The 26,828-nt window shown below is 72.8% G+C and carries 26 protein-coding genes and 1 pseudogene; 13 read left to right on the top strand and 14 right to left on the bottom strand.

All coding sequences use genetic code 11. From position 1 onward, the window contains the following. Window positions 1–68: 68 nt before the first annotated feature. The 4 genes from V9U70_RS13155 to V9U70_RS13140 form a co-directional block, all read right to left on the bottom strand. On the bottom strand, window positions 69–1,031 hold the full coding sequence (locus V9U70_RS13155) for an electron transfer flavoprotein subunit alpha/FixB family protein (protein WP_336673359.1): 963 nt from the start codon (window positions 1,029–1,031) through the stop codon (window positions 69–71). Between the two features lie 147 nt (window positions 1,032–1,178). Next, window positions 1,179–1,964, bottom strand: coding sequence for an electron transfer flavoprotein subunit beta/FixA family protein (locus V9U70_RS13150; RefSeq protein WP_336673358.1), 786 nt, complete (start codon window positions 1,962–1,964; stop codon window positions 1,179–1,181). A 196-nt stretch (window positions 1,965–2,160) separates the two neighbouring features. Continuing rightward, window positions 2,161–2,706: a flavin reductase family protein gene (locus tag V9U70_RS13145; RefSeq protein ID WP_336674963.1), complete on the bottom strand. Its 546-nt coding sequence runs from the start codon at window positions 2,704–2,706 to the stop codon at window positions 2,161–2,163. Between the two features lie 216 nt (window positions 2,707–2,922). Further along, window positions 2,923–3,249: a thioredoxin family protein gene (locus V9U70_RS13140; RefSeq protein WP_336674961.1), complete on the bottom strand. Its 327-nt coding sequence runs from the start codon at window positions 3,247–3,249 to the stop codon at window positions 2,923–2,925. A 232-nt stretch (window positions 3,250–3,481) separates the two neighbouring features. On the opposite strand from V9U70_RS13140, the gene V9U70_RS13135 reads away from it, so the two are divergent. After that, a complete protein-coding gene (locus tag V9U70_RS13135; protein ID WP_336674960.1) occupies window positions 3,482–4,204 on the top strand; it encodes a lysophospholipid acyltransferase family protein in 723 nt (240 codons plus the stop codon). Between the two features lie 156 nt (window positions 4,205–4,360). Here the strand turns inward: V9U70_RS13135 and V9U70_RS13130 are convergent. The 4 genes and pseudogenes from V9U70_RS13130 to V9U70_RS13115 form a co-directional block, all read right to left on the bottom strand. Next, window positions 4,361–4,956, bottom strand: a pseudogene (locus V9U70_RS13130) (transglutaminase-like domain-containing protein). Between the two features lie 76 nt (window positions 4,957–5,032). Next, window positions 5,033–6,112: a threonine aldolase family protein gene (locus V9U70_RS13125; protein ID WP_336674958.1), complete on the bottom strand. Its 1,080-nt coding sequence runs from the start codon at window positions 6,110–6,112 to the stop codon at window positions 5,033–5,035. Beyond that, window positions 6,091–6,858: an SDR family NAD(P)-dependent oxidoreductase gene (locus V9U70_RS13120; protein ID WP_336674957.1), complete on the bottom strand. Its 768-nt coding sequence runs from the start codon at window positions 6,856–6,858 to the stop codon at window positions 6,091–6,093. Before V9U70_RS13120 ends, V9U70_RS13125 begins: the two co-directional genes overlap by 22 nt. A 26-nt stretch (window positions 6,859–6,884) precedes the next feature. Then, window positions 6,885–8,282 (bottom strand): DUF6421 family protein, encoded by a 1,398-nt coding sequence (locus V9U70_RS13115; protein WP_336674955.1) that lies wholly within the window; start codon window positions 8,280–8,282, stop codon window positions 6,885–6,887. A gap of 290 nt (window positions 8,283–8,572) precedes the next feature. Here V9U70_RS13115 and V9U70_RS13110 point away from each other — a divergent pair, with 290 nt between their 5' ends. After that, a complete protein-coding gene (locus V9U70_RS13110) occupies window positions 8,573–9,256 on the top strand; it encodes a glycerophosphodiester phosphodiesterase (RefSeq protein WP_336674954.1) in 684 nt (227 codons plus the stop codon). Window positions 9,257–9,374: 118 nt separating this feature from the next. Here V9U70_RS13110 and V9U70_RS13105 read toward each other — a convergent pair whose 3' ends face one another. Continuing rightward, window positions 9,375–9,923 (bottom strand): GNAT family N-acetyltransferase, encoded by a 549-nt coding sequence (locus tag V9U70_RS13105; protein ID WP_336674953.1) that lies wholly within the window; start codon window positions 9,921–9,923, stop codon window positions 9,375–9,377. Between the two features lie 227 nt (window positions 9,924–10,150). Between V9U70_RS13105 and V9U70_RS13100 the strand changes: the two genes are divergently transcribed. The 4 genes from V9U70_RS13100 to V9U70_RS13085 all read left to right on the top strand — a co-directional run bounded on the left by V9U70_RS13100 (window position 10,151) and on the right by V9U70_RS13085 (window position 13,645). After that, window positions 10,151–10,768, top strand: a complete 618-nt coding sequence (locus V9U70_RS13100; RefSeq protein WP_336674951.1) for a DUF5134 domain-containing protein — start codon at window positions 10,151–10,153, stop codon at window positions 10,766–10,768. Window positions 10,769–10,866: 98 nt separating this feature from the next. Then, window positions 10,867–11,802, top strand: coding sequence for a M56 family metallopeptidase (locus V9U70_RS13095; RefSeq protein WP_336674949.1), 936 nt, complete (start codon window positions 10,867–10,869; stop codon window positions 11,800–11,802). Between the two features lie 69 nt (window positions 11,803–11,871). Continuing rightward, window positions 11,872–12,591: a phosphatase PAP2 family protein gene (locus V9U70_RS13090; RefSeq protein ID WP_336674947.1), complete on the top strand. Its 720-nt coding sequence runs from the start codon at window positions 11,872–11,874 to the stop codon at window positions 12,589–12,591. An 874-nt stretch (window positions 12,592–13,465) separates the two neighbouring features. Next, the gene (locus tag V9U70_RS13085) at window positions 13,466–13,645 is read left to right on the top strand and encodes a hypothetical protein (RefSeq protein WP_336674986.1); all 180 of its coding nucleotides are present in this window, start codon (window positions 13,466–13,468) and stop codon (window positions 13,643–13,645) included. A 291-nt stretch (window positions 13,646–13,936) separates the two neighbouring features. Here the strand turns inward: V9U70_RS13085 and V9U70_RS13080 are convergent, their stop codons facing one another. After that, window positions 13,937–15,427 (bottom strand): LVIVD repeat-containing protein, encoded by a 1,491-nt coding sequence (locus V9U70_RS13080; protein WP_336674945.1) that lies wholly within the window; start codon window positions 15,425–15,427, stop codon window positions 13,937–13,939. 176 nt (window positions 15,428–15,603) lie between these two features. Here V9U70_RS13080 and V9U70_RS13075 point away from each other — a divergent pair, with 176 nt between their 5' ends. Then, entirely contained in the window at window positions 15,604–16,269 is a 666-nt protein-coding gene (locus V9U70_RS13075) for a DUF305 domain-containing protein (protein WP_336674943.1), read from the top strand. 148 nt (window positions 16,270–16,417) lie between these two features. On the opposite strand, the gene V9U70_RS13070 is transcribed toward V9U70_RS13075, so the two are convergent. Continuing rightward, entirely contained in the window at window positions 16,418–17,146 is a 729-nt protein-coding gene (locus tag V9U70_RS13070; protein WP_336674941.1) for a class I SAM-dependent methyltransferase, read from the bottom strand. 228 nt (window positions 17,147–17,374) lie between these two features. Beyond that, a complete protein-coding gene (locus V9U70_RS13065; RefSeq protein ID WP_336674940.1) occupies window positions 17,375–17,779 on the bottom strand; it encodes a hypothetical protein in 405 nt (134 codons plus the stop codon). Window positions 17,780–18,048: 269 nt separating this feature from the next. Between V9U70_RS13065 and V9U70_RS13060 the strand changes: the two genes are divergently transcribed. From V9U70_RS13060 to V9U70_RS13045, 4 genes are all read left to right on the top strand, one after another. Then, window positions 18,049–19,134, top strand: a complete 1,086-nt coding sequence (locus V9U70_RS13060) for a WD40/YVTN/BNR-like repeat-containing protein (protein WP_336674938.1) — start codon at window positions 18,049–18,051, stop codon at window positions 19,132–19,134. Between the two features lie 44 nt (window positions 19,135–19,178). Continuing rightward, window positions 19,179–19,856 (top strand): uracil-DNA glycosylase, encoded by a 678-nt coding sequence (locus V9U70_RS13055; protein WP_336674937.1) that lies wholly within the window; start codon window positions 19,179–19,181, stop codon window positions 19,854–19,856. Next, window positions 19,853–20,938, top strand: a complete 1,086-nt coding sequence (locus tag V9U70_RS13050; RefSeq protein ID WP_336674935.1) for an N-acetylglucosamine kinase — start codon at window positions 19,853–19,855, stop codon at window positions 20,936–20,938. Before V9U70_RS13055 ends, V9U70_RS13050 begins: the two co-directional genes overlap by 4 nt. A gap of 167 nt (window positions 20,939–21,105) precedes the next feature. Next, window positions 21,106–22,029: a sirohydrochlorin chelatase gene (locus V9U70_RS13045; protein WP_336674933.1), complete on the top strand. Its 924-nt coding sequence runs from the start codon at window positions 21,106–21,108 to the stop codon at window positions 22,027–22,029. 215 nt (window positions 22,030–22,244) lie between these two features. On the opposite strand, the gene V9U70_RS13040 is transcribed toward V9U70_RS13045, so the two are convergent. Beyond that, a complete protein-coding gene (locus V9U70_RS13040) occupies window positions 22,245–23,306 on the bottom strand; it encodes a lactonase family protein (protein WP_336674931.1) in 1,062 nt (353 codons plus the stop codon). A gap of 197 nt (window positions 23,307–23,503) precedes the next feature. After that, complete coding sequence (locus V9U70_RS13035) at window positions 23,504–25,012, bottom strand: FUSC family protein (protein ID WP_336674929.1); 1,509 nt, start codon at window positions 25,010–25,012, stop codon at window positions 23,504–23,506. 337 nt (window positions 25,013–25,349) lie between these two features. Here V9U70_RS13035 and V9U70_RS13030 point away from each other — a divergent pair, with 337 nt between their 5' ends. Both V9U70_RS13030 and V9U70_RS13025 read left to right on the top strand, forming a co-directional pair. Beyond that, a complete protein-coding gene (locus V9U70_RS13030; RefSeq protein WP_336674927.1) occupies window positions 25,350–25,853 on the top strand; it encodes an Lrp/AsnC family transcriptional regulator in 504 nt (167 codons plus the stop codon). A gap of 152 nt (window positions 25,854–26,005) precedes the next feature. Continuing rightward, complete coding sequence (locus tag V9U70_RS13025) at window positions 26,006–26,704, top strand: HAD family hydrolase (RefSeq protein ID WP_419723975.1); 699 nt, start codon at window positions 26,006–26,008, stop codon at window positions 26,702–26,704. Window positions 26,705–26,828: the final 124 nt, after the last annotated feature.

Below are 26,828 nucleotides of genomic sequence, written 5' to 3'. Positions count from 1 at the left end.
CGGCGCTGGGCCGCGCGGTGGGGTTCACCGTGCGGCCCAGGGCGAGGGTGGTGCGAGGGGGTGCGGGGTCAGCCCTTGCGGGTGTTGATCTCCTCGGTGAGCTGGGGGACGACGGTGAACAGGTCGCCGACGACGCCGTAGTCGACGAGGTCGAAGATCGGGGCCTCGGCGTCCTTGTTGATCGCGACGATGGTCTTGGAGGTCTGCATCCCGGCCCGGTGCTGGATCGCGCCGGAGATCCCCGAGGCGATGTACAGCTGCGGGGAGACGGACTTGCCGGTCTGCCCGACCTGGCTGGTGTGCGGGTACCAGCCCGCGTCCACCGCCGCGCGCGAAGCGCCCACCGCCGCGCCCAGACTGTCGGCGAGCGCCTCGATCAGCGGGAAGTTCTCCGCACCGTTGACCCCCCGCCCGCCGGACACCACGATCGCGGCCTCGGTCAGCTCCGGGCGCCCCGTGGACTCCCGCGGCGTACGCGAGGTGACCTTCGTGCCCCTGGCCGCGTCACCGAACGACACCGCCAGCTCCTCCACCGCACCGGCCGCCGCGGCCGGCTCCACCGGCGCCGAGTTCGGCTTGACCGTGATCACCGGCACCCCCCGCGAGACACGGGACCTCGTCGTGAACGAAGCCGCGAACGCCGACTGCGTGGCGACCGGACCCTGCTCACCGGCCTCCAGATCCGTGGCATCGGTGATCACACCCGACCCCACCCGCAACGCCAGACGCGCCGCGACCTCCTTGCCCTCGGCCGACGACGCCACCAGCACCGCCACCGGAGCCACCACCCCGAAAGCAGCCTGCAGCGCGTCCACCTTCGGCACCACCAGATACTCCCCGAACTCCGCGGCCTCCGCCACCAGAACCCGCACCGCACCGTGCTCACCCAGCACCCCGGCGGTCTCCCGCGCCCCCGCACCCAGCGCCACCGCCACCGGATCACCGACCCGACGGGCCAGCGTCAGCAGCTCCAGGGTCGGCTTGCGCACCGCACCGTCCACATGATCGACCAGAACCAGAACTTCAGCCATGACAACGCACTCCAGACAGAGAAGACACAGGAAGACAAGACACAACCGCACACACACCCGCACCCGGCCACCCCACCCACACCGGCGCCGAACCGGGCACGGACACCGGAACAGACCCCGACACGGACACGGGAACAGGCCCGGGCACTAGATGAACTTCTGGCCCGCGAGGAACTCCGCGAGCTGCCGGCCGCCCTCGCCCTCGTCCGTCACGACCGTGCCCGCCGTACGCGCCGGACGCTCCACGGCCGAGTCCACCGCCGTCCACGCACCCGCCAGACCCACCTCACCGGCCTCCAGACCCAGATCCTCCAGATCCAGCGACTCCACCGGCTTCTTCTTCGCCGCCATGATCCCCTTGAACGACGGGTAACGAGCCTCACCGGACTGATCGGTCACCGACACCACCGCCGGCAACGACGCCTCCAGCAACTCCGTCGCCGTGTCACCGTCACGCCGCCCCGTCACCACACCCCCCGCCACCGCGACCTCCGACACCAACGTCACCTGCGGAACACCCAGACGCTCCGCGAGCAGAGCCGGAAGCACCCCCATCACCCCGTCCGTGGAAGCCATCCCACAGACCACCAGGTCATACCCGCTCTTCTCCACCGCCTTCGCCAGCACCAGCGACGTCCCCATCACATCACTGCCGTGCACAGCACCGTCCTCGACGTGAACCGCCTTGTCCGCCCCCATCGACAACGCCTTGCGCAACGCGTCCCTGGCATCCTCCGGACCCACCGTCACCACGGTGACCTCCGCACCGTCCGCCCCGTCCGCGATCTGCAACGCCTGCTCGACCGCGTACTCGTCCAGCTCCGACAACAGACCGTCCACATCCTCACGGTCCAACGTCAGGTCATCGGCGAAACGCCGGTCACCGGTCGCGTCGGGCACGTACTTCACACAGACAACGATCCTCAAGCTCACGCCGGCTCTCCTACTGCATCGTCATTTCCGGGCTGCCTTGTCGCACGCAGCATAGGCGCCTTCTCCGGTCGAATCCGGTCAGGACGACCAAGGCCCTGAGCCCGATATTACTCGCCAGTACACTCAGTGTCCTGTCCCTGAGCAAGCGCTGTGCGCTGTGACCTTGCCAACGCGGCGGGCCCGTGCGTGCGTGACCTCAGTCTCGCAGAGACGTGAACCGTCCCTCGTGGTAGACCAGCGGCCGGGCGGCCCCGGAGAAGTCACCGGCGACGGCCTCGGCGATCACGACACGGTGGTCGCCCGCCGGAATGCGGCTCACGACGCGGCAGACCAGCCACGCGGACACATCGTCCAGCAGCGGAACGCCCCGGGGGCCGACGGTCCACTGCGTCGACGGGCCGAAGCGGTCCGCGCCGCTGCGGGCGAACGTCGCGGCCAGCTCGCGCTGGTGCTCACCGAGTATGTGGACGCCGACATGCTCGGCCTCGGCCAGCACGGGCCAGCTGGAGGAGGCCGTACCGACGCCGAAGGAGATCAGCGGCGGCTCAGCCGCGACGGAGGTGAGCGAGGTGGCGGTGAAGCCGACCGGGCTCTCTCCCGCGGCGGTGATCACTGCGACGCCGGCGGCGTGGCGGCGGAAGACGGAGCGCAGGAGTTCGGGCGTGGCGTCCGCCGGGGCGGAGCGCAGGGGCTCGGGCGCGGTGGCCGCCGGGGAAGGGGGGAGGCCGGGCGTAGCCGTCATGGACGCCTCCTTCTGCGGAGACGGCGTGTGGGCCCCTGGGTTCTCAGGCACCCGGACAACGCGCACTCGCGCAGCGCGCGAGGTCCTCATGGGCGCGGCCGTGGAGAAGGGGTTCTGGCGGCATAACGTCAGACTGACGATGCACGGTGGGTACCGTCAAGGGGGCCCCGCGAGGTGCGAGATGCGTCACGGTCCGTCACGACACGCGGCCCGGGTTCACACGGCCCGGCCCAGCGCCGCGACGACGTCCGCGGTGCGGGGCGCGCCGGACGCCCGGCGGACCACCTCCCCCGCGGCGTCGAGCACGAGGACGGTCGGCGTCCTCGTGATCTCCAGTCGCCGCACGAGGGCGAGATGGGCCTCGGCGTCGATCTCGATGTGTGCGACTCCGTCGACCATCCCGGCCACCTGCGCGAGGGTGCGGCGGGTGGCCCGGCACGGCTGGCAGAAGGCGCTGGAGAACTGGACGAGCGTCGCCCGCTCCCCCAGCGCCGCGCCGAGTTGGGCCGCGTCGAGCCGCCGCACGTCGTTCGGGCCGTCCACGTGATGCCTCCTGATCAGAGCTCTTCGCAGAGACGTCAGCACCGGTCGGCTCCTGGGCATTCCCGCAGCTCCTGCGGGAAGAAGCACGTGATGAGAATCTCGCGTCCCGAGCCCACCGGGACTGGCCAGCGGCTCGCGCATGGGGCACCATCGCCACCATGCCGAAAACCTACGGCTGCGTAACTTCCGCCGGGAGAACCCTCCCCAGGCACAGAAGAAGGGTCTTCCCCAGATGGCAGAGCTCGTCTATCGCCCGGTCATCGGCGCCGCCCGCACCTTGTTCAAGGCGCTCGACCTGAAGATCGACGCTCAGGGTTCGGAGCACATCCCGAAGACCGGCGGTGCGGTGCTGGTGAGCAACCACATCAGCTATCTCGACTTCATCTTCACCGGCCTGGGCGCGCTGCCGCAGAAGCGGCTCGTCCGGTTCATGGCGAAGGAGTCGGTCTTCCGGCACAAAATCTCCGGCCCGCTGATGCGGGGGATGAAGCACATCCCGGTCGACCGCGAGCAGGGGGAGGACGCCTATGCCCATGCGCTGCGGTCCCTGCGTTCCGGCGAGATCATCGGCGTGTTCCCCGAGGCGACCATCTCGCAGTCGTTCACGCTGAAGAGCTTCAAGTCGGGCGCGGCGCGTCTCGCCCAGGAGGCCGGGGTCCCCCTGGTCCCGATGGCGCTCTGGGGCACGCAGAGGATCTGGACGAAGGGGCGTCCCCGCAACTTCCGGCGCAGCCACCTACCGGTCACCATCCGTGTGGGAGAGCCCGTGGAGGCGCCCGCCGACCAGTACGCGGGCGCGATCACCCGGCGGCTGCGGGACAGGGTGCAGGAGCTCCTGGAGGCGGCGCAGCGGGCGTACCCCGTGCGCCCGAAGGACGTGAGCGACACCTGGTGGGTCCCGGCCCACCTCGGCGGTACGGCCCCGACCCCGGCCCAGGCGCGCGAGCTCGGCTGAGGCCGGCGTCGCGGGAGCGCGATCTCAGCCCGGGCGCGGCGGGCAGTGATCCGCGCCCTGGGCCCGGCCCTCGCCGGGGCGCGGTGGACGCGATGTCCGCGGCCGTCGACCGCGTCATCGTCCGCCGCGCCCCGGCGCTGTTCGGCTTCCCGGCACTCAGAGGCCGGCGGGGAGGAGCCGCCACAGCTCCGAGGTGCTGCGGGCGGCCCTCAGGGCGTGGAGGATCGCCCGGGGCGGCGCGGCGTGGACGGCCCGGTAGTCGACTTCGCCGTGTTCCTCACGCACGGTCCAGGCCAACCGCTCCTCGCCCAGCGAGAACCGGGCGTCGATGCCCGGTCTGGTTCCCGCGGGTCCACCCGTGCCCAGCTTTCGCCGCCCGGGAGCCGAAGGGCGACGAGGCCGTGGACGACCGGGGTCGCGCCGTCGTCGACAAGGAGCTGGTAGCAGAGCCCCGCGGGGATGCCGCGGGCCCGCAGCAGGGCCACGAGGGCGATCGACTTGGCGTAGCAGGTGCCGGTGCGGGCGGCGAGGACATCGGAGGCGCGCCAGGTGACGCGCGGGTCGCCCGAGTCGGCGGAGTGCGGGACGGCGTCACGGATGAACGTGAAAGCGGCACGGGCGTATGTGTATGCGTCGGCGCTGTCGTGAGCGAGACGGGCCGCGATATCGCGTACGCCAGGATGTTCGTGATCGATGGCGTCGTCGGCGGCCAAATAGTGGGTGATTTCCGGGGACTGCTGGATCAGCTCCATGACGCGGAGCCTATGAAGCGGTCGACCGGAAATCCATTGATTTCCGGTCGACCGCATAGATATGCACACGTGACGGCTACCGGGCCATCTCTTCCTTCAGCGCCTGGAGGAAGGCGTCCACGTCGTCCTCGCCGGTGTCGAAGGCGCACATCCAGCGGACGTCCCCGGCGGCCTCGTCCCAGAAGTAGAAACGGAAGCGCTGCTGGAGCCGCTCGCTGACCGCGTGCGGCAGCCGGGCGAACACGGCGTTGGCCTGGACCGGGTAGAGGATCTCCACCCCGTCGATCGCCCGGACGCCCTCAGCCAGCCGCTGGGCCATGGCGTTGGCGTGCCGGGCGTTGCGCAGCCACAGATCCCGGGCGAGCAGGGCCTCCAGCTGGACGGAGACGAAGCGCATTTTGGAGGCCAGCTGCATGGACAGCTTGCGCAGGTGCTTCATCGCCCGGACCGCGTCGGGGTTCAGCACCACGACGGCCTCACCGAACAGGGCCCCGTTCTTCGTGCCCCCGAAGGACAGCACGTCGACGCCGACCGTGTTGGTGAACGTCCGCATCGGCACGTCCAGTGAGGCGGCGGCGTTGGCTATCCGGGCCCCGTCGAGATGCACCTTCATACCGAGCCCGTGGGCGTGCTCGCAGACAGCCCTGATCTCGTCGGGCGTGTAGACGGTGCCCAGCTCGGTGTTCTGGGTGATCGAGACGACCTGCGGCATCGCGCGGTGCTCGTCGTCCCAGCCGAAGGCCTGCCGGTCGATCAGCTCGGGGGTGAGCTTGCCGTCCGGCGTGGGCACGGTCAGGAGCTTGAGGCCGCCCATCCGCTCGGGGGCTCCTCCCTCGTCCACGTTGATGTGCGCGGACTCGGCGCAGATCACGGCGCCCCAGCGGTCGGTGAGCGCCTGGAGGGCGACCACATTGGCTCCCGTGCCGTTGAAGACCGGAAAGGCCTCGGCACCGGACCCGAAGTGGCTGTGCATGACCCGCTGGAGGTGGCCGGTGTAGTCGTCCTCGCCGTAGGCGACCTGGTGGCCGCCGTTGGCGAGGGCGAGGGCCGCGAGGACCTCGGGGTGCGCTCCCGCGTAATTGTCACTGGCGAAACCGCGTACCCGCGGGTCGTGATGACGTCGCGCGTCGGTCCTTACGGTTGCGGGGTCAGCCACAGGCGCTTTCCGTTCACTTCGGTGGCGGGCCGGTCCCAGACGCCGGCGATGGCCTCGGCCAGTTCCGTGACGTCGGTGAAGCCCGCGAACTTCGCATTCGGGCGCTCGGCGCGCATCGCGTCGTGCACCAGTGCCTTGACCACCAGGATCGCAGCAGCGGTCCGCGGCCCCGCCTCGCCCCCCGCCTTGCGGAAGGCGTCGGCCAGCGCGAGCGTCCACGCCTCCGCGGCCGCCTTGGCGGAGGCGTAGGCGGCGTTGCCCGCGGTGGGCTTGCCGGCCCCGGCGGCGCTGATCAGGAGGTACCGGCCCCGGTCGCTGCGCTGAAGGCTCTGCTGGAAGGCGAGCGAGGTCGACTGGACCGTCCGGATGAGCAGTTTCTCCAGGGCGTCCCAGTCGGACAGCGCGGTCTCCTCGAAGGAGGCGCTGCCGCGCCATCCGCCGACGAGATGCACCAGGCCGTCGATGCGGCCGAACTCCGCCTCCGTGCGCTCGGCCCAGTCCCGGGCCGCGTCGACGTCGAGCAGATCGACGGTCTCGCCGGTGACGGTGGCACCGCCGTGGGCGTACCGGGCGGCGTCCACCGCCTCGGCGAGCCGTTCGGGGTGGGCGTCGCAGCCGACGACGGTCGCGCCCGCCTCCGCGAGCCTCAGCAGCGTCGCGCGCCCCGCGGGCCCCGCCGCTCCGGCGACCGCGACCACAGCCCCTTCGAGCGCTCCGGGTCCGCTGTTCGTACCGATTCCGTTCATGGCCACCGCCTCCTCGGGAGAATGGTTCACGCGGCTGCCCGCTCGTCGTCGGCCGCGGTGATTCCCTTGGCGGAGGCAATCACGTTCTTCAGCTTCTTGGCGAGCGCCTCATAGAACATGCTCAGGGGAAACTCGTCCGGAAGCACGTCGTCGACCAGCTTGCGGGGAGGCAGGGTGAGGTCCAGGGCGTCGGGGCCCTTGGCCCAGCGGGACCCCGGGTGTGGCGCGAGGTAGGTGGACACCAGCTCGTAGGCCGCGAACCAGTGGACCAGCTTCGGGCGGTCGATGCCGTCGCGGTAGAGCTTCTCGATCTCGTCGCAGAGCTGGTTGGTGATCTGCGGGGCGCGGTCCCAGTCGATCTTGAGGGTGTTGTCGGTCCAGCGGACGACATCGTGCTGGTGGAGGTAGGCGAAGAGCAGCTGACCGCCGAGGCCGTCGTAGTTGCGCACGCGCTCGCCGCTGACGGGGAAGCGGAACATCCGGTCGAAGAGCACCGCGTACTGCACGTCACGGCCGTGGGCGTCGCCCTCGGCCTCCAGCTTCACGGCCTCCTTGAAGGCGGTGAGGTCGCAGCGCAGCTCCTCCAGGCCGTACATCCAGAACGGCTGGCGCTGCTTGATCATGAACGGGTCGAAGGGGAGGTCGCCGTGGCTGTGGGTGCGGTCGTGGACCATGTCCCACAGGACGAACGCCTGCTCACAGCGCCTCTGGTCGCCGATCATCTCGCGGATGTCATCGGGCAGCTCCAGGCCGAGCAGGTCGACGGAGGCCTCGGTGACCCGGCGGAAGCGGGCGGCCTCGCGGTCGCAGAAGATGCCCCCCCAGCTGAAGCGCTCGGGGGCCTCACGCACGGCGATGGTCTCCGGGAAGAGCACCGCGGAGTGGGTGTCGTAGCCGGAGGTGAAGTCCTCGAAGGCGATGCCGCAGAAGAGCGGGTTGTCGTAGCGCTGGGCTTCGAGCTCGGCGAGCCACTGGGGCCAGACCATTTTCAGCACGACCGCTTCGAGGTTGCGGTCGGGGTTGCCGTTCTGCGTGTACATCGCGAAGACGACGAGGTGCTGGAGGCCGTCGGCGCGGTTCTGAGCGGGCTGGAAGGCCAGCAGGGAGTCGAGGAAGTCCGGGACGCGGAAGCCGTCGGCGGCCCAGCGGCGCAGGTCGGCGACGAGCGCGCGGTGATAGTCGGCGTCGTGCGGGAGCAGCGGTGAAAGCGCCTCGACGGCCGTGATCACCCGCTGGAGGACCTGCTCCACGGTGGCGGGGGACGGGGCGCCCTCGGCCTCGAAGTCGATGGACCCGTCCTTGGACTGCCAGGGCCGGATCTCCTCGACGGCGTTCTTGAGCACAGGCCAGGCCGGGTGCTCGACCACCCGCTGGGCGGTAGTTGCAGCGCCGTCGGTGGCGTCGTGCACAAGAATTTCCGTCATAACACTTCCTCCACGGGAGAACCTCGCGTCCCATCACCGTAGTCGCGCAGCACTCCTCCCGACAAGCGGAGGTCAGAAGATTATCCTGCACACCCGCCTCGTAGCCGCTGTTTTTCCTGTCACATCCCGGGTATGCGCACAGTTCGCGCCGCCGCTCGCCGGACCCGTCGACCTGGTCAGCCGGGCGACGGTCGGCACACGCGGCGGCGGCCCCCGCCGGCGCCGCTTCACCGCGCCTTCGCGCGGGCAGGAGCAGTGGGCGGACAGCCGTCGACGGAAACGAGGCCGCCTTGCCTTTTCTCACCCTGGGTCATCGCGGAGTGATGGGGGTCGAACCCGAGAACACCCTGCGCTCCTTCGTCCGTGCGGAGGCGGCGGGAATGGACGCCATCGAGCTGGATCTCCACCTCAGCAAGGACGGCGCGCTCGCCGTGATGCACGACACGTCCGTGGACCGCACCACGGACGGGACCGGGCCCGTCGCGGGCAAGACCCTGGCCGAGCTGCGCGCGCTCGACGCCGGCTCCGGCGAGCGGGTCCCCGTCTTCGAGGAGGTGCTGGAGGCCGTGGCCTCACCGCTCCAGGCCGAGATCAAGGATGTCGCGGCCGCCCGCGTACTGGCGGACGTGATGCGGGAGCGCGACCTCGTCGACCGGGTGGAGGTGTCCTCCTTCCACGACGAGGCCGTTGCCGAGATCGCCCGGCTCGTGCCCGGCGTACGGACCGTCCTCATCGCGAGCCGCTGGGGCCCGGACGTGGTGGAGCGGGCGAGGACGGCGGGGGCGGCGACGCTCGCGCTGAACATCCGCCGCCTCACCCTGCAGGTGGTGGAACAGGCGCACGCAGAGGGCGTCAAAGTGATCGGCTGGGTGGTCAACACCCAGGATCACCTGCGGCTGGCACGGGCCCTGGGCCTGGACGGCGCGACGACCGACTTCCCGGAGATCCGCCGAGCCGGCCGCTTCACCGCCTGAGCCCGACGCCCCGCGCCCGGCCGCCCCTGCCGTACGCCGGGAGCATGCGCCGTGTGCGCCGGGCGGGGCGGGCCCGGCAGGGCGGTGGGGCAGTGCGGTCGGGCGACGGGCCCCGCCCTCAGACGCTCTTGACCAGCAGCTCGAAGGCGAGGTCGTCGCGCTGAGGAATGCCGAAGCGCTCGTCGCCGTACGGGAACGGGGTGAGCTGTCCCGTACGGCGGTAGCCCCGGCGCTCGTACCAGGCGATGAGGTCCTCGCGCACCGAGATCACCGTCATGTGCATCTCCCCGATGCCCCAGCCGTCCTTGGCGATGCGCTCCGCCTCTGCGATGACCGCCTTGCCGAGCCCACCGCCCTGGAGTCCGGGCCGCACCGCGAACATACCGAAGTAGGCGGCCTCGCCCCGGTGTTCGAGCTGGCAGCAGGCAACCAGGCCGCCGTCCCGCTCGACGGCGAGCAGTCGGCTCGCCGGCGCGTCGATGACCGCGCGCACGGCGTGCCCGTCGGTCCGCTGCCCCTGGAGGAGGTCGGCCTCCGTGGTCCAGCCGGCACGGCTGGCGTCGCCGCGGTAGGCGGACTCGATCAGGGCCACCAGCGCGGGGACGTCGTCCCCGGTCGCGTCGCGGAAGGTCAGCCGGGCCGAGTCGGGGGGCGTGGCGGTGTCCATGGTGCGGCTCTCCTCTTCTCTGCCGCCGTGCGGGCGGCGGCAGTCCTTACTCACCCGAGCGGCGCATGCCCTGCCTCCGCACGTGCGGTCGAGAGTAGCGCGATACGGAGCGCCCCTCCCGGGCCCCGGCGTACCCCCTTCACACCCCCGTGCGCCGGGTTCGGCGCCGGCGGCGTGGGCATCGACCAGACGACCGCGGGAGCCGTACGTCCGAGAGGTGGTGCGCCGTGCACGGAGGGGCCCTGGCCGGCTGGCTGCTGCTGACGCTGTGCGCGGTGAGCGGCGCCGTCTGCCTGCTGCGCGCCCGCACCGGCCCCCCGGGGGAGCGCGGCTCCGCGCGCTCGGAGGCGGTGATGGCCTTCGGCATGGCGGTCATGGCCGTTCCCGCGGCCCTGCTGTCGCCCCCGGGCTGGGCCTGGGCGGTGTACGCGGCGCTGTTCGGCGTGGCCGCCCTGCGATCCCTGCGGCCCGCCCTGCGCGACGGGTGCCGTCTGCACCACCTGGTCGGCTCCCTGGCCATGGTGTACATGGCCGTGGCGATGGCTCCGGGGGCGATGGGGAGCGCCGGGGACGGGGGCGGGCACCTCGGGCACGGAGCAGGCGGGGCCGGAGGCGTCCCCTTGCTGACCGGCGCCCTGCTCGTCTATTACGCCTGGTATGTACTGACATCGGCCGGGCGACTGCTGCCGGCGACCGCCACGGTCGGCGGAGCCTTGGGGGCCCCTGGGGCCGAAGGCCGGGGAGAGGGAGGCGGCGGGGGCGGGGCGGGCAGCCGGTCGGAACTGACCGACGCCTGCCGGCTGACGATGGGCCTGGCCATGTTCGCCATGCTGCTCACCTTGTGAGACGGGGCATGGGACAGAGGCCGCCGTACACCGTGGTCTGCGTCACTTGACCGTCGCATCCGTATCCGCGGCGGACCCGCCCCTCATAGTCTGAGGGCATGCTGGTCTCCCTCGCGCTGCTTCTGCTCGGTGCACTGACCGCCCTGGTGACGCCGCGCCTGATGGCACGCGCCCGGTGGCCGGAGCGTGAACCGGTCGTGGCCCTGTGGGTCTGGCAGTGCGTCGTGGCGGGGGTGCTCATCTCGTTCGCGCTGTCCATGACCTTGAGCGCTTCAGCGGCCTGGCAGGCCGTACGCGGCCATGTCTTCGCCCCCGCTCCGCACGCCGTGGTCGAGGCCTACGCCCTGGCCGCCTACGGGCCGTGGTCGGCCGTCATCGCGGTACTGCTCGCGCTCGGCGGCCTGTGGAGCGGCACGATGCTTCTCCGGGAGGTCCGGCGGGCGCGGCGGCGGCGGGCGCGGCGGCGGGCCGAACTCTTGGTCCGCGCGCCCCTGATGCCCGGGGAGGAGCCCGGCGCCGACCGCCTCGTGGTACTGGAGGGCGAGCGCCCCGACGCGTGGTGGCTGCCTGGCGCCGCGCCACAGCTCGTCATCACCACGGCCGCGCTGGGCCGCCTGAAGGGCCGCCAGCTCGATGCCGTGCTCGCTCACGAGCAGGGCCACGCCCAGGCGCGGCACGACTGGCTGCTGCACTGCTCGTCGGCGCTGGCGATCGGCTTCCCGCAGGTTCCGGTGTTCGCCGCGTTCCGCGACGAGATGCACCGGCTGGTCGAGCTGGCCGCCGACGACGTGGCGTCACGCCGCTTCGGCAGGCTCACGACCGCGCTCGCCCTGGTCGGCCTCAACGAGGACCGCGGGGTGTTCGGACCCTGCCCCACACCGGACGCCCAAGTGCCGCTGCGCGTCAACCGGTTGCTGGGACCGGTCGATCGGCTGACCGCGGGCCGCCGGCTGCGCCTGACGGCCGCTGCCGCGTTGGTGCCGGTCGTCCCTCTGGTCGTTGCCTTCGTTCCGGGCCTCAGGGCCCTGGGGTAGTCGCCCGGCCGGGCTCAGCGGAGCACGACGGGTTGGTCATTCGGCCGCCTCCTCCACGAGGATCACCCCATGCGCTCTCCCCACGTACCCTCGCCGCGTCACTCCCCCCGCCTCCCGGCCGCCCCGTGGGCCGGGGCCGTCGCCGTCACAGCCGCCCTGGCGTGGCTCACGCTGGTCGCGACTCGCTGGCCTCCGCTGATGTCTGTGGACCGTGCGGTCGCCGAGGCCCTGCACCGGCGGGCGGTGGCGGAACCAGGGCTGGTCCAGGTCAACCGGGTGCTGACGGACTGGGTGTGGGACCCGTGGACCATGCGTGCCCTGACCGCGGTGGTCGTGATCGCCCTGTGGCGGCGGGGCGCTCGGCCGCTCGCCCTCTGGGCAGCCGCGACGAGCCTGCTGGCCTCCCTCGTCCAGCAGGGCCTGAAGTACGTCGTGGGCCGCGAGCGCCCGCAGTGGGCCGATCCGGTGGACACCGCGCAGTACGCCGCCTTCCCCTCCGGTCACGTCATGACGATGGCGGTGAGTTGCGGGGTGCTGCTGTGGCTGCTGCGGCTGTACGGCGCCGGCCCCGGGGCGTGGGGGGCGGCGGTGGCCGTGGCGGTGGTCTCCACGGTCGGCGTGGCGGTGACCCGGGTGTACCTGGGGGTGCACTGGCTGTCCGATGTCGTGGGCGGCGTTTTGCTGGGGGCGGCCGTGGTGACGCTGAGCACCGCCGCATACGCGCGCCGCACCGCGCGCCCGGCCCCGGCGGAGGCGCGACCCGAGGCAAAGACCACTCCACGGGCCTGAGACGCCGTGCTGTCGGCCCGGCCCGAGGCGGGACACCCCGCCGCCCCCGCGTCCTGCTCCGCCGACGCCCCCTCTCCCCCCTCGCGAGCCGGCGTCGTCGGAACCACGAGAGGCGGCGCCGTCAGGGCGGGGCGGCCCCGGGGAGGATCGCGTTCAGGGCGATCAGAGGCGTGCTCTTCGACTTCTGAGGAGCCCTGTTCCGCGTCGAGCCGGTCCGGGGCCGGTCGCGAGCGTGGCGTCGACGTACCGCCCGAGGGGGCTGAGCGGTGCGTACGTCACCTCACGGCCGCCGGTGCGCTGCCGGGCGGTCCGCCGCCGCTCCGGGCCCCGGAGCGTCTGGCCGGGGCGGTGGCGCACAGGGGCCTGAGCGCGCCGCCGCACCGAGAGGCGTGCACCGGCCCGGGAGGCCGCGCCCTGCCCGTCGCCGATCCGGGGCTGCCCGACGCGCCGTACGACCACCGCAGGAAGCCGGACGCGGCAGCCCTGCCCGGACGCGGCGGAGGTGCTGAGGGGCCGCGGCGGACGGGGGTCGAGGTCGGCGTGGCCGGCACCATCGGCTGGGGCCTGCGCCCGGCCTTCCGCGCCCACGGGCCCAACGCCCGGTCGACGCGCACGCACTGCCCCCTTCGAGCACGGTCTTGGCGCACGGGCCTCCGGGCTGTTTCGCACCGCCTGCTCGCACTCCGGGCCGCCGCGCCCCCTCCGCCTCGGGGGGGCCGTCCGCCGGGGCCGGACCGGCCTGACGGGCGGCGCGGGCCGGGGCCGGCCTCGGCGCGCGGCACCGCCGAGAAGAGGCGCGGCCGGGCCGGGATGTGAGGCATATCCCGCTGCGGATGGGGTACAAGAGTGTGCCCATGGCCGTAGCCTGGCAGGCATGTCCCCAATGTCGTCGCCGTCCGCTTCCGTGCGTTCCGCAACCGAGGTCAACGCGGAGATCCGTGACCTGTGGCAGCGCTCCGGCGGGTGCCTGAGCCCACAGGACGAGGCGGATTACCAGCGTCTTCTGGTGGAATGGGCGGCCGCCACGGGGGCCGGCGCCCGGACCGCCGCCTGACCTCCCGGAGCCGGGACCGGATACGCGGAAAGCGCCCGATCCGGCGATCCCCCGCGTCGCCGGATTCGGGCGCACCCCTCGAACGCGTCTGGACAGACACGGCCGCGAACCGCATCGGGGACCGGAGTTGCCCAGTCCGCCGGCGCAGGGCTCCAGCATGTCCCCACCCGGGTCATCGGTCAATGAATTTCCGCCCGTGCGGCACCGGGGCCGGGGCCGCACGGGCGGATGACCGCCCGGCAGGCGCCGGCCCCGGAGCGCCGGGCCTCTGACCGGACGCCCGCTGACGGATCAGCGGTCGAAGTAGTCCGGCTGGGTCTGCACATTGAGTTCGTGCATCTTGACCCGCTGCGCCGGGTTGGTCCGCGGGTCGACGAGCTTCAGCACGTCGAAGCCCTTGGCGATGTCGCTGGAGTAGATGTGGCCGTTGTAGTAGTACGCCGACCAGGGGCCGGCCGTGGTGACCCGGTCGAGGTTCACCGGACCGCGCTCGAAGAAGGCGATCTCCTCGGGCTCGGCCGAGTCGGTGAAGTCCCACACGGAGACACCGCCCTGGTACCAGGCCTGCACCATCAGGTCGCGGCCCTTCACCGGGATGATCGAACCGTTGTGGGCGACGCAGACCTCGACGTCGGCCTGGTGCCGGTCGATCTTGAAGTAGCTGCGGAAGACCAGCTCGCGGTCGTCCCCCTCGCCCACGATGTCGTAGACGCCGTCGGCCCCCCGCTCGGGGCCGATCTCCTTGTTGCAGGTCGCCGCGCCGCCGCCGCCGAGCTCGTCGGTGAAGACGACCTTGTTCGCACCCTGGTTGAAGGTGGCCGAGTGCCAGAACGCGAAGTTCTCGTTGTCCTGCACCCGGTCGATGATCCTGGGGTTCTCCGGGTCCTCGATGGAGAACAGCAGGCCGTCTCCCATACAGGCTCCGGCGGCGAGCTTCTCGGAGGGCAGGACTGTGAGGTCGTGGCAGCCGGTCGTCTCGATCACGCCCGGGTTCTCGGGCGCTCCGGGGTTGCCGCCGTCCGGGAAGAGCACCGGGAAGTTAACGATCCGGGCCTTCTGGGGCGCCTTGACCGGCACCTTGATGATGGAGATGCCGTCGTGCGGCGGCCGGCAGTCCGGGAACGCCTCATGGGGCGCGTACGAGGAGACGTAGACGTAGACGTGCCTGCCGTCGGGCACCAGCGTGTGGGTGTGCGAACCGCAGGCGGTCTCGACGGCCGCGATGTACTGCGGCCGCCGTTTGTCGCTGATGTCGAAGATCTTCATGCCCTCCCAGGAGGACTTCTCCGTGGCGGGCTGCGAGGTGCTGGAGCAGGAGTCGTCGCTGCGCGAGGAGTCGGTCGACAGGAACAGCAGGTCTCCGGAGACCGAGATGTCGTTCTGTGAACCGGGACAGAGGACCTGCGAGACCGTTCGCGGCTTCTTCGGCTTGCTGATGTCGTAGATGACGAAGCCGTCGTAATTGCCGACGAAGGCGTAGTCGCCCTGGAACGCGAGATCCGTGTTGGTTCCCCGCAGAGCACCCTTCGGGACGTTAGCCAGGTGCTTGATGTTGGAGCTGTGGACGATCTCGTCCACGCCGGGTATGTCGCCCGCGGCGATCGCGGCCCTCGCCTCGGCCTGCTCGCCGGTGGTGACGGAACCGCGTTCGTTCGGGGCGTCGCCCGGGTCGGGCGTCGCGGCCGCTGTGGTGGCCGTCAGCAGCGTGGCGAAGAGGCCGGCCGCGGCTGCCGCCGCCCCCAGACGTCTGCGCCGCACGCGGGTGGTGTGCAACGAGGTCACTGCGTCCTCCCTTGTATCCGTTCGAGGTCGAACGGTTCACGGACCCCCGCAGTATCGTCCCTCACATGTACACATCAACAGAGGGCGACGAAGACGTCCGGAAGGTTTTCGATCTCCCGTCCGTGGAAGCGTGTGAGCACGATCCGCGACACCCCCATGGGGGACAGGAGGCCACCGTGTTGACCCCTCGACGGTCGGTACGTCTGCGTGCGACGGCTCTCGCGGCAGCGGCGGTCGCGGTACTCGCCCTCGCCGCATGCGACGCGGACGGCGGTCACGGACAGCAGCAGGCGGGTAAGGACGCAGGTCCCGGCGTGCTGGCCCCCGGCCGACCGGGCGAACCTGCGCGGACGCTCTCCGCAGAGGAGGCCGTCGCGGAGGTCGGCCAGGACACCGCCAACGCGGCCGACTTCCGCTATACGCAGATGATGATCGAGCATCACCGGCAGGCCCTGGTGATGACCGGCCTCGTTCCGGGACGGACCTCGACCACTTCCGTCAAACGGCTTGCGGAGCGCATATCCGCAGGCCAGAAGCCCGAGATCGGGGCGATGGAAGGATGGCTGAAAAAGAACGGCGGGGAGGGGCGGAAGCAGCCCCACCATCACGCGGCCATGCCCGGCATGGCGACCGAGGCTCAGTTGAAGGAGCTCCGCGCCTCCCAGGGCAAGGCCTTCGACGCGCTCTTCCTCGAACTGATGATCACTCACCACCAGGGGGCGATCACCATGGCCGCAGAAGCGCTCTCCGACGGGAACGACGTCCTCGTCGAGGAGATGGCGAGCGACGTGATGGCCCAGCAGACCGTGGAGATCAACCGGATGCGCGCGCTGATGACCTGAAGCCCCGACCGCCCCCCACTCGACCGGGCGGCGTGAGGATGGGCGACGCGGCCGGTCGCCGCGGGGCCGCGGGGCCGGGACGCCGCCCGGAGCCATGGCCTCCGCTCCGCGCTCGGCGGGAGTCCGCCCTCGGCCCGGCGTGCACCGCTCATTCCCTGGCCGCCACCACCAGGCGGGCCCTGGGGCTGCCGTCCGGGCGCAGTCCCAGGTCGGTCAGCGGCAGCAGCCGCACGGCGAACCCGGCCGCCATCAGGTCCTCCAGCACATCGGCCAGCCGGAACGTGCGGTAGTACATGACGAACTGCGGGCGCCACAAGGCGTTGCGCACCCGCATCGCCGCGTCGAAGCCGACCAGCGACCAGTAGGCGCGCGACCCCACCGGGGGCGGCGCGCCGAGCGGGAAGACGAACTGTCCGCCCGGCCGGAGAGATCCGTACACCTCAGCGAAGAGGCCGAAGCGTTCGTCGGGCAGGAAATGACCGAACGCGCCGAGGCTCAGGGCCAGATCGAAGGCGGGAGCGAAGGGCAGGGCACGGGCGTCCGCCCGCACCCAGTCCACCGCGGGCCCGTCGTCGCCCGGGGGATGCGCGGCACGGGCCTCGGCCAGCATGCCGGCGCTGAAGTCGACCCCGGTCACTCGCTTCCGGCACACCTGCCGAAGGACCCCCGTCCCCGCGCCGGTGCCGCAGCAGACGTCGAGTCCGGCGTCGAAGGGCCCCAGCGGACGCAACGCCCGTGTGACGGCGTCGAGCACGTGGTCCGGTGTGCGGTAGGGCGTCCGGTCGAACTTGGGGGCGAGAAGGTCGTATCCGCGCTCGGTCGAGGAGAGCGCCTGGACTGCCAGTTCGCGCACGGTGGGGCCCTGTTTGGTGAACATCACGGGACACCCTACCGATGCCGGACACCGCCCCCGGACCGTCGAGCCGCCGTCCGGTGGGCGCGGCCCGCGGACCTCCGGCGCTTACATGCCGGTCTCCTCGGCGCCAGGGCATCGGGCGGCCCGGGCGCCCCGTACCTTCTCCCGGTCCATTTGGGCAACGCTCCCTCCGGCCGCCGCGCTGCCCATGAGGCACGTCGGCGAGGGCGCGTGAGCGGCCGCGAGGGTTCAGCGGCCCCCGGGGAGCCGCCGCCTGAGAGTGACGGGGGTGTCGACGGCGTATGCCTGGGTCCAGCTGCGACCGGCTCCGGACTTCCAGGTGACGTGCGCGGTGGAGCCGTCGGTCCGCACACTCTGGACGGTCATGACCCGCTCACCGTCGCGTACGTCGCCGCGGCGCAGTTCTCCCGCCGCGACCGTCTCGGGCTCCTCTCCGGGCGCGCTCTCCGCGTCCTCGGCCGCCCGGACGAGTGAGGCGGCGAGGTCCCGGGCCGCCTGGGGGGTGCAGGACCAGCGCAGTTCGCCGGCCGGGGGCGACAGCCGGATGCCCACACGGGGGGCCGGGCCGTCCTTGCCGACGACGACCGTCACCGGCACCTCGTGGCCGTCGGCGTCCGTGATCCCGCTGCCCATCGTCGTCTCCTCGTGCTCTCGCGGCCGGCGTCCGGCCGCTGCCAGCATGACAGCAGCCGGGAGGAGGCCCAGGAGGGGAGGGCGCGGAGCGCGGGGCGCGGCGGGGGCCCGGCCGTCGGGGCGGGCAGGGGGACGTGAGCCGACCGCGCCGAGCACGCGCGAGCCGGGTCACGCGTCCGGCCCGGTCCGCGTGTGCGCGGGCCGCTGTCAGTGGTCGGGGGCAGACTGGCCTTGTTCCGGCACAACGGCGTATCCGGAGGTTGTGGACCATGACCGATGTACTCCTCACCGTAGGCACCCGCAAAGGCCTCTTCATCGGCCGCAGGCGCGGCGGCGCCTGGCAGATCACGGGGCCGCACTTCAACGCGCAGGCGATCTACTCGGTCGCCGTCGACACGCGGAGCGCCACGCCCAGAATGCTCGTGGGCGGGGACAGCGCGCACTGGGGGCCCTCCGTCTTCCACTCCGACGACCTGGGCGAGACCTGGGTCGAGCCGCGGCAGCCCGCCGTGAGGTTCCCGAAGGCCACGGGGGCGTCCCTGGAGCGCGTCTGGCAGTTGCATCCGGCCGGTCCCGAGGCGCCGGACGTCGTCTACGCGGGCACAGAACCGGCCGCACTGTTCCGTTCCGAGGACCGGGGCGAGACCTTCGAGCTGGTGCGCCCGCTCTGGGAGCACCCGACCCGGTCCCGGTGGGCGCCGGGTGGCGGGGGCGAGGGGCTCCACACCATCCTGACCGACCGGCGGGACGCGGCGGCGGTGACCGTCGCCGTCTCGACCGCCGGCGTTTTCCGGACGCGGGACGGCGGGGCGAGCTGGGCCCCGTCGAACAAGGGCGTCTCCGCGGTCTTCCTCCCGGACCCCGAACCGGAGTTCGGCCAGTGCGTCCACAAGGTCGCCCGGGACGCGGCCGACCCGGACCGGCTCTATCTGCAGAACCACTGGGGCGTGTTCCGCAGCGACGACTGCGGCGACAGCTGGAGCGGCATCGGCGCGGGTCTGCCCTCGGACTTCGGGTTCGCGGTCGCCGCGCACCCGCACCGCGGTGACACGGCCTACCTCTTCCCGATCAACGCCGACGCCGACCGGGTCCCGGCGGGGCGCCGCTGCCGGGTCTTCCGCACCACCGACGCGGGGAGCACCTGGGAGCCGCTCAGTGCCGGGCTGCCGGACGGCGCGCACTACGGCACGGTGCTGCGGGACGCGCTGTGCACCGACGACTTGGACCCCGCCGGGGTCTATTTCGGCAATCGCAACGGCGAGTTGTACGCGAGCGCGGACGACGGGGACAGCTGGCAGCGGCTCGCCTCGCACCTGCCGGACGTCCTGTGCGTCCGCGCGGTGGCGCTCGGCTGACGGCAGTTGATCGGAGCGGTCGTATCAGCAGTAGAGTTCGGGCCGTGGCAGCACGACCGTTGAAAGAGATCATCGAGCCGGGGTGGGCCGACGCCCTCGAACCCGTCGCCGACCGCATCGCCGCTATGGGCGACTTCCTCCGCGCGGAGATCGCCGCAGGACGCACGTACCTGCCCTCGGGGGCTCATGTGCTGCGGGCGTTCCAGCAGCCGTTCGAGGAGGTGCGGGTGCTCGTCGTCGGCCAGGACCCGTATCCCACCCCGGGCCATGCGATCGGGCTGAGCTTCGCCGTGGCCCCCGACGTCCGGCCGCTACCGGGCAGTCTGGAGAACATCTTCCGGGAGCTGCAGGCGGACCTGGGCCTGCCGAGGCCGTCCGACGGGGACCTCACGCCGTGGACACGGCAGGGTGTGCTGTTGCTGAACCGGGCGCTGACGACGGCCCCGCGGCGGCCGGCGGCCCACCGGGGCAAGGGCTGGGAAGAGGTGACCGAGCAGGCCATCCGGGCGCTCGTGGCCCGGGGAACGCCGCTGGTGTCGGTCCTGTGGGGACGCGACGCCCGCAATCTGCGCCCGCAGTTGGGCGACTTTCCCGCGATCGAGTCCTCGCACCCCTCCCCCATGTCCGCGGACCGGGGCTTCTTCGGCTCACGCCCGTTCAGCCGCGTCAACGAGCTGCTGGAGCGCCAGGGGGCCCAGCCGGTGGACTGGCGGCTTCCGTGACCCGTCCCCCGGCGGCGATCCCTCCGGCCGACCGCGCCGTCCACGTCGTCGGGGTCGACTCCGGGGGTTCGGGGCTGCGGGTGGCGCTCGGGCGGGTGGACCGGCCGGAGCCCGTCGTGACGACGGTCTGCGCGGAGCCTGTGCGGACGGGGCCCGGCGGCATCGACCCCGCCCACCTGCTGGATCAGCTGCTGCCCGCCGTGCGGGATCTGCGGGCGCGCGCCGGTGCGGCCGGCGAGGCGTCGTCCGGCGGGATCGCCGCGCTGGCGATCGGGGCGGCCGGGATGGCCTCGCTGGGCGAGCGGTTGCGGACGGAGCTGCCCGGCGCGCTGGCGGATGCGCTGGGCGTGCGCAGGCTGGCGCTGGCCGCCGACGCGGTGACGGCGTACGCCGGGGCTGTGGGGCAGCGGCCCGGGGCGGTCGTCGCGGGCGGCACGGGCATGATCGCCCTCGGCACGGACCTGAGGTCCTGGCGCAGGGCGGACGGCTGGGGACACCTTCTGGGTGACAGCGGCGGCGGTGCGTGGATCGGCCGGGCCGGGCTGGACGCCGCGATGCGCGCCCACGACGGACGGAGCGGTGGATCGCCGGCGCTGCTGGCCCGGCTGGTGTCCGTGTTCGGTCCGGCAGAGGAGCTGCCGGGGTTGCTCTACCCCCGCTCCGACCGGCCTGCCGTGCTGGCCTCGTTCGCCCCGGAGGTGGCGGCGTGCGCCGGTGCGGACCAAGTCGCCGCGGGCATTCTGCGGGAGGCCGCCCGCCATATCGCCGAAGCCGCTTCGGCCGTGTGCCCCCGGGACGAGGCCGACGACGGGCAGGTCGGCGAAGTAGCCCTGACGGGCGGCCTGTTCCGGTTGGGCGACCCGCTGCTCCGGCCGTTGCGCGAGGAGTTGGCGCGGCTGCTGCCACGGGCCCGTGCGACCTCGGGAACCGGCGATCCGCTGACCGGCGCGCTGGGAATCGCGCGCGCCCTGGCCGATGGCGGTCTACGGTTGCCGCGCCACCCGACGATGCTGTGCGTGCACGCCGAGGGTCCGGAGAAGGGGGAGAACGGAGACCGTGAACGCACGGCGACACCGGGGTGAGCGAACGGACACAAGAGGACGAAAGGCGGGAGTCCGGGCGCAGTTCACCGTCCGACAGACAGGGACACTCCGGTGGTACATCACTCATCGGACATAAGCGGATAGTTAACGCTCGACCGGGCCCTCCCCGAACGGGGGAGCCGACAAAACCAGTAGCATGCGGCGCCATGAGCACCCCCACTGGGCCCGCTTCCGGCCTGCCTGTACGAATGCCGCGACCTCGCCAGTCCGGACGGCACCGCCGCCCGGAGCCGGTGGTCGCGCCTGAGGGCGCCGCCGCGCTCGTTCTCGCCCTTCCCGGTACCCCCTCTTCGGCCTCGCGCAGTCTGGCCGAAGAGGTGATCAGCATCGCCCGTTCGGAGCTGCCCGGCCTCAACGCCCGGATCGGCTACCTCGACGGCGACGACGCCGAGTACCCGACTCTCGCCACCGTCCTCGCCCACACCGCCGCCGAGCGCGTCGCGCGCTACGAGCGGGCCGTCGCCGTCGGCCGCGAGGCCGCCGAGCCCGAGGGCCCGTCGGCTGTCGTGGTGCCGCTCATCGCGGGCCCCGACAGCGCCCTGATGCGGCGGATACGACAGGCCGTGATGGACAGCGGGGCGCAGGTCGAGCTCACCGATGTGCTCGGCCCGCACCCCCTGCTCGCCGAGGCCCTGCACGTGCGCCTGTCGGAAGCCGGGCTGGCGCGCGCCGACCGGGCGAGGCTGTTCACCGTCGCGACCGCGGCGGACGGCATCGTGCTGGCCACCGTGGGCGGCGAGGAGGCCGTACAGGCGGCCGGCATCACGGGCATGCTGCTGGCCGCCCGGCTCGCCGTGCCGGTGATGGCCGCCGCACTGGACGTGGAGGGCTCGATCGCCTCGGTCGCGGAGCAGCTGAAGAGCTCCGGCTCGGCGCAGCTCGCCCTGGCCCCGTACCTGGTGGGCCCCGAGATCGACCCCGGCCTGCTGGACGCCGCCGCGAAGGAGGCGGACTGCGCGACGGCCGAGCCGTTGGGCGCGTACCCGGCGATCGGCAAGCTGGTGCTGTCGCTGTACGCCACGACGCTGGGCATCACGCCCGCGACCCCGCAGGGGGCCCCGGCGCTCTGACCGGACGCCCCCCCACAGCGGCTGGGGAGACCCGCCGTACCGCTTCCGTGGGACCGTGCCCCGTGGGGCATGCGAGCCGAAGACCAGGGCCGCCGGGTCCGGGCCGCGAGAGCCGGGGGCCGGGCCGGCGGCAGCCGCAGCGCGTCGAGCCCAGCCCCGTCTCCGCCCTCCGGGACCCGGCGGGAAGCCAGACGAGTCCGGGACCCGGCGGAGAGTCAGACGAGGACGACGCAGGAGGCCGCGGGGATCTCGATGGAACCCGCGTGCTGCGGGACGCCCGTCTCGGCGTCCACGGCGAACCAGCTGACGTTCCCGGAGTGCTCGTTGGCCGCGTACAGCCACTGGCCGCTCGCGTCGAGGGTGAGATCGCGTGGCCAGTGGCCGCCGCAGCCGACGGTGGCCACCAGGGCGGCCCTCTCCCCGGCCTCGTCCAGGGTCAGCACGGAGATGCTGTCGTGCCCCCGGTTGGCGGTCCACACGAAGCGCCCGTCGTGCGCGACGACCACCTCGGAGGGGTAGCTGCGCACCGCGTCGTCCGCGCGCTCGTGCTCGGGCAGTACAGGGGTCTCCCCGAGCACGTCGAAGCGGCCGGCGGCCGGGTCCCAGCGGCAGACGGTCAGGGTCGGCTCCAGCTCGCCCAGCACATAGGCCAGACGGCCTTTGGGGTGGAAGGCCAGGTGACGCGGTCCCGTGCCCGGACGCAGCGCCGTTTGCGAGTGCGGCCGCAACGAGCCGGTGGCGGGGTCGAGGGAACAGACGCGCAGCGAGTCGGCGCCGAGGTCCACGCTGACCACCCAGTCCCCCGAGGGGTCGGCGAGCACCTGGTGGGCGTGCGGCCCCTCCTGGCGGTCGGTGTCCGGGCCGCTGCCCTCGTGGCTGAGCACCGAGGTCGCCGCGCCGAGCGAACCGTCGGCGAGGACCGGAAGGACGGTGACGCTGCCGGAGCCGTAGTTGGCGGTGACCAGATGGCCCGCCGCGATCGCCAGGTGGGTGGGCGCGTCGGCGTCGACGGACCTGGCGGGGCCCAGGAGGGCGGGAACATCGCCGCTGACGTCGAAGGCGGCGGCGACGCCGGGGGCGCTCTCGCCGACCGCGTACAGCGCCGCGCCGGCTGCCGACGGGCCGACCGTGAGGAACGAGGGGTCGGGCACGGCGTCCGTGGACCCGAGCACGGTCAGCGCGCCGGTGTTGCGGTCCACAGCGGCGGCGGTGATGCCACCGCCGCCCGCAGAGGTGAACGACCCTATGAATGCCCGCCCGGCGCTGCTGCCGTCCATCGCGCTACCCCTCTTCGCCGTCGCCGTGATCTTCACGGCCGACGGTAGCAGGCAGCCCTGCGCGGTCCGGACCAGGAGAGCGCGCTTTGGGCCGGACGCGGGGCGTCCCGCCCGGAGCGGCCGCTTCCGGGCGGCGGGCGGCTTCCGGGGGCGGGGGACGGAACGGCGGACCGGGCGGTCGACGCCGACAGGGGAGGTCAGGCGCTCGCAGCCGTCGCTCGGCCGTGCGGCCCGCCGAGCGGTGCGGCCAGTGCGGCGAGCGCGCGCTCCAGGCCGTGGAGGTGGGCGAGTGCGGGGTCGACGACGGGAGCGGGCAGTTCCGCCGGATGGCTGGTCCACGCCCGCGAGCCCTCCGGCCGGGTGAGCGCTTCGACGGCCGCCTCCACACGGGAGCACGCGGCCGAGAGCCGGGCGTCGTGCGAGGCGTCCGGGTCGGCGGCGATGGAGGCCAGGCCGCGTACCTCCCGCACGCAGTCGTCCAGCAGCGCGAGCACCTGCCGGGCTCGTGCCTTGCGCGCCGCCAGCGGGCTCAAGGGGTGCACCAGGGGTGCGAGAGAGAGCCGGACGCGGCCCAGCAGCATCTCCAGTTCGGCGACCCGGGGGCCGGGGTCGGCGAGCTGCGAGCCGGCCAGGCGGGCGGCGGCCTCGGCCGTGCAGGCGTGCACACACCGCAGGGCCTTCTGGACCCACGCGTCGGTGACGGCGTGCGTCGTGACGGGGAGGACCAGCAGCACGGCCAGCACCGCGCCGAGCGCCCCGACGGCCGTCTCCGCCACGCGCAGCCACAGCAGCGAGGCGTCCAGGACCCCCAGGACGCCGTAGAGCATGCCGACCATCACCGTCACGAAGAACATCATCCAGCTGTAGGAGACCGCGGCCGTGTAGAAGATCCCGAAGACGCTCACCGCGACGATGGCGGCGGTCGGGACGCCCGCGCCGTCGAGGGGGATGGCCACGGCGAATCCGGCGACGATGCCGGCCACGGTCCCCAGGACCCGCCGGAACCCCCGGACCAGGGTCTCCCCGCGCGAGGTGGTGTTGACGAAGACCCACCAGGTGGCGCCGAGCGCCCAGTACCACCGCTGGTCCGACAGCATCTGCCCCACCCCCAGCGCGAAGGCTCCGCCCAGCGTGACCTGCACGGCCTGCCGCGTGGTGATCCGGGCCAGCCCGCGGCCCTCGGGAGGAGCCGGCGCGGGGGCGACGGGCAGCCGTCGCTCGTAGCACCAGGCGCCGAACCGCACGCAGGACGAGGCGGCCACGGAGAGCACCACGGCGGTGTACAGCTCGGGGAGCTGCTCGGGCACGGTGTGCAGGAACTGGGCGGCGAAGAAGGTCATGAACGCGAAGACGCCCAGCGCGTGCCCACGCGGCCCCCACCGGCGGGCGTACACGCCCGCGCCCATGACCGCGAGGAAGATCAGGTCACGGGCGACCGGCTGATCGTGCAGGACGGCGGCGACGGCGAGGACCGGAAGGCCGACGACGGGGAGCAGCGCCGTGGTGACCGCCTGCCCCCGCACCGTCGGGTCGGTCACGGTGAAGAGGGCGAGCAGCGCCGCCAGTCCGCCGGTGATGGCCGCGACGAGCGACAGGCCCGCGAGCCCGCACAGCGCGACCGCGAGGCTGATCCCCACAACGGCCCGGCCGGCGAAGCGCAACCGCATCCGCCCCGGGTCCGGTGCCACGAACACCCTCTTCAGCACACTTCCACCCCTTCCGCGTCCCCGCAGAACTCGCATGAAAAAGGCGCCGCGGAGAACCGCAGCGCCATCGACGGGTACATCACAGCATCCTGCGGACCCATGGATCAAACGGAGCCCCGAAGAGTGGGCCAATGGCCCAGCTTGCCGCCTGATCTTTCAGCCACCGACAGGCCAACGGACCACGCTCAGGGGGCACGGTGCCAAGCGGGGGAGCAGGTGCCCGGCGGGCCGGGACGGGGGGCCCGCGGCGGTCGCCCCGCGATGGACGCCAGGGCTTCGGCGCTCCATGGGTACAGTCGGGGCTGCAGCGGACGGGGCGGAAGGAGATCGGCGGATCATGGCGGTGGACGCTCTCGACACCCGGATTCTGCGCCTGCTGATCGAGCAGCCGCGCACAAGCGTCCGGGAGTACGCGCGCATCCTCGGCGTGGCCCGCGGCACCCTCCAGGCGCGGCTGGACCGACTGGAGCGCAACGGTGTGATCACCGGCACCGGGCCGGCCCTCTCCCCCGCCGCGCTCGGCCACCCAGTGCTCGCCTTCGTCCATCTGGAGGTCACCCAGGGCCATCTGGTGGACGTGGGTGACGCGCTGGCGGCCGTGCCCGAGATCATCGAGGCGTTCTCGACGACGGGCGGCGGCGATCTGCTGACCCGTGTCGTCGCCCGGGACAACGGGCACCTGGAGGACGTGATCCAGCGGTTGATCCAGATGCCGGGGGTCGTCAGGACGCGTACGGACGTGGCGCTGCGCGAGCGGGTGGCCTACCGGGTGCTGCCGCTGGTGGAGGCCGTGGGGCGGGCGGCGGGGAGCCAGGACCGGGCGGCCCGCGGCCAGGACTGAGCCCGGCTCCGCGCACGGGCGGTCAGGGCCTCGGCGGTCTCGGCCGGCAACGGATCGGCCTCTCGGGACGGCGGGGCGCGGCGCGCGAAGAAGGCCGCCGGGTCCGGGCATTGGAGGGGGCCCGGCCGACCGGCTGCGGCATGCTGGAGGCCATGACCTCACACCCCGCCCCCCGGCCCGGCGCCCCCACCCACGTCGTCTTCGATCTCGACGGGACCCTGGTGGACAGCGAGCCGAACTACTACGAGGCGGGCCGTCGGCTGCTCGCCCGGTACGGGGTGCGGGACTTCGGCTGGGAGGACCACACCCGGTTCATCGGGATCGGCACCCGCGAGACGCTGACCGCCCTGCGCGCGGAGTACGGGATCGACGCTCCCGTCGATGAGCTGCTGGCCGGGAAGAACGCGCTGTACCTGGAGCTGGCGGGAGCGTCGACCGAGGTGTTCGGGCAGATGCGGGCCCTCGTGGAGCGCCTGCACGCCGCCGGGGCGCCGATGGCGGTGGCCTCCGGCTCGTCCCGGGCCGCGATCGGGGCGGTGCTCGCGGTCACGGGGCTGGACGCGTACATCCCGCTGTACGTCTCCGCCGAGGAGGTCGCGCACGGCAAACCCGAGCCGCACGTCTTCCTGGAGGCGGCCCGGCGGCTGGGAGCCGACCCGGCCGACTGCGTGGTGTTGGAGGACGCGCCGCCCGGAGCGGCGGCGGCTAGGGCGGCGGGCATGCGGTGCATCGCCGTCCCCTATGTTGCCGCGACCGCCTTTGACCCGGCGTTCGCGGCGGCGGACCTGCTGTTCGCGGGCGGGCAGTCGGAGTTCACAGCCGAGGCCGCGTACGCCTGGCTGCTCGGCTGATCCACCCGCGGAGGCATCACGCACGGGGCGGGCGCCGGCTCCCGGCTCCCGGCTCCCGGCTCCCGGCTCCCGGGCACGGCGTAACGGGGACGGCGTAACGGGCACGGCGTAACGGGCACGGCGC

The sequence above is a fragment of the Streptomyces pratensis genome (assembly GCF_037137275.1).
Taxonomy (GTDB): Bacteria; Actinomycetota; Actinomycetes; order Streptomycetales; family Streptomycetaceae; genus Streptomyces; species Streptomyces pratensis_B.
This window is presented reverse-complemented; position numbering and strand designations above follow the sequence as displayed.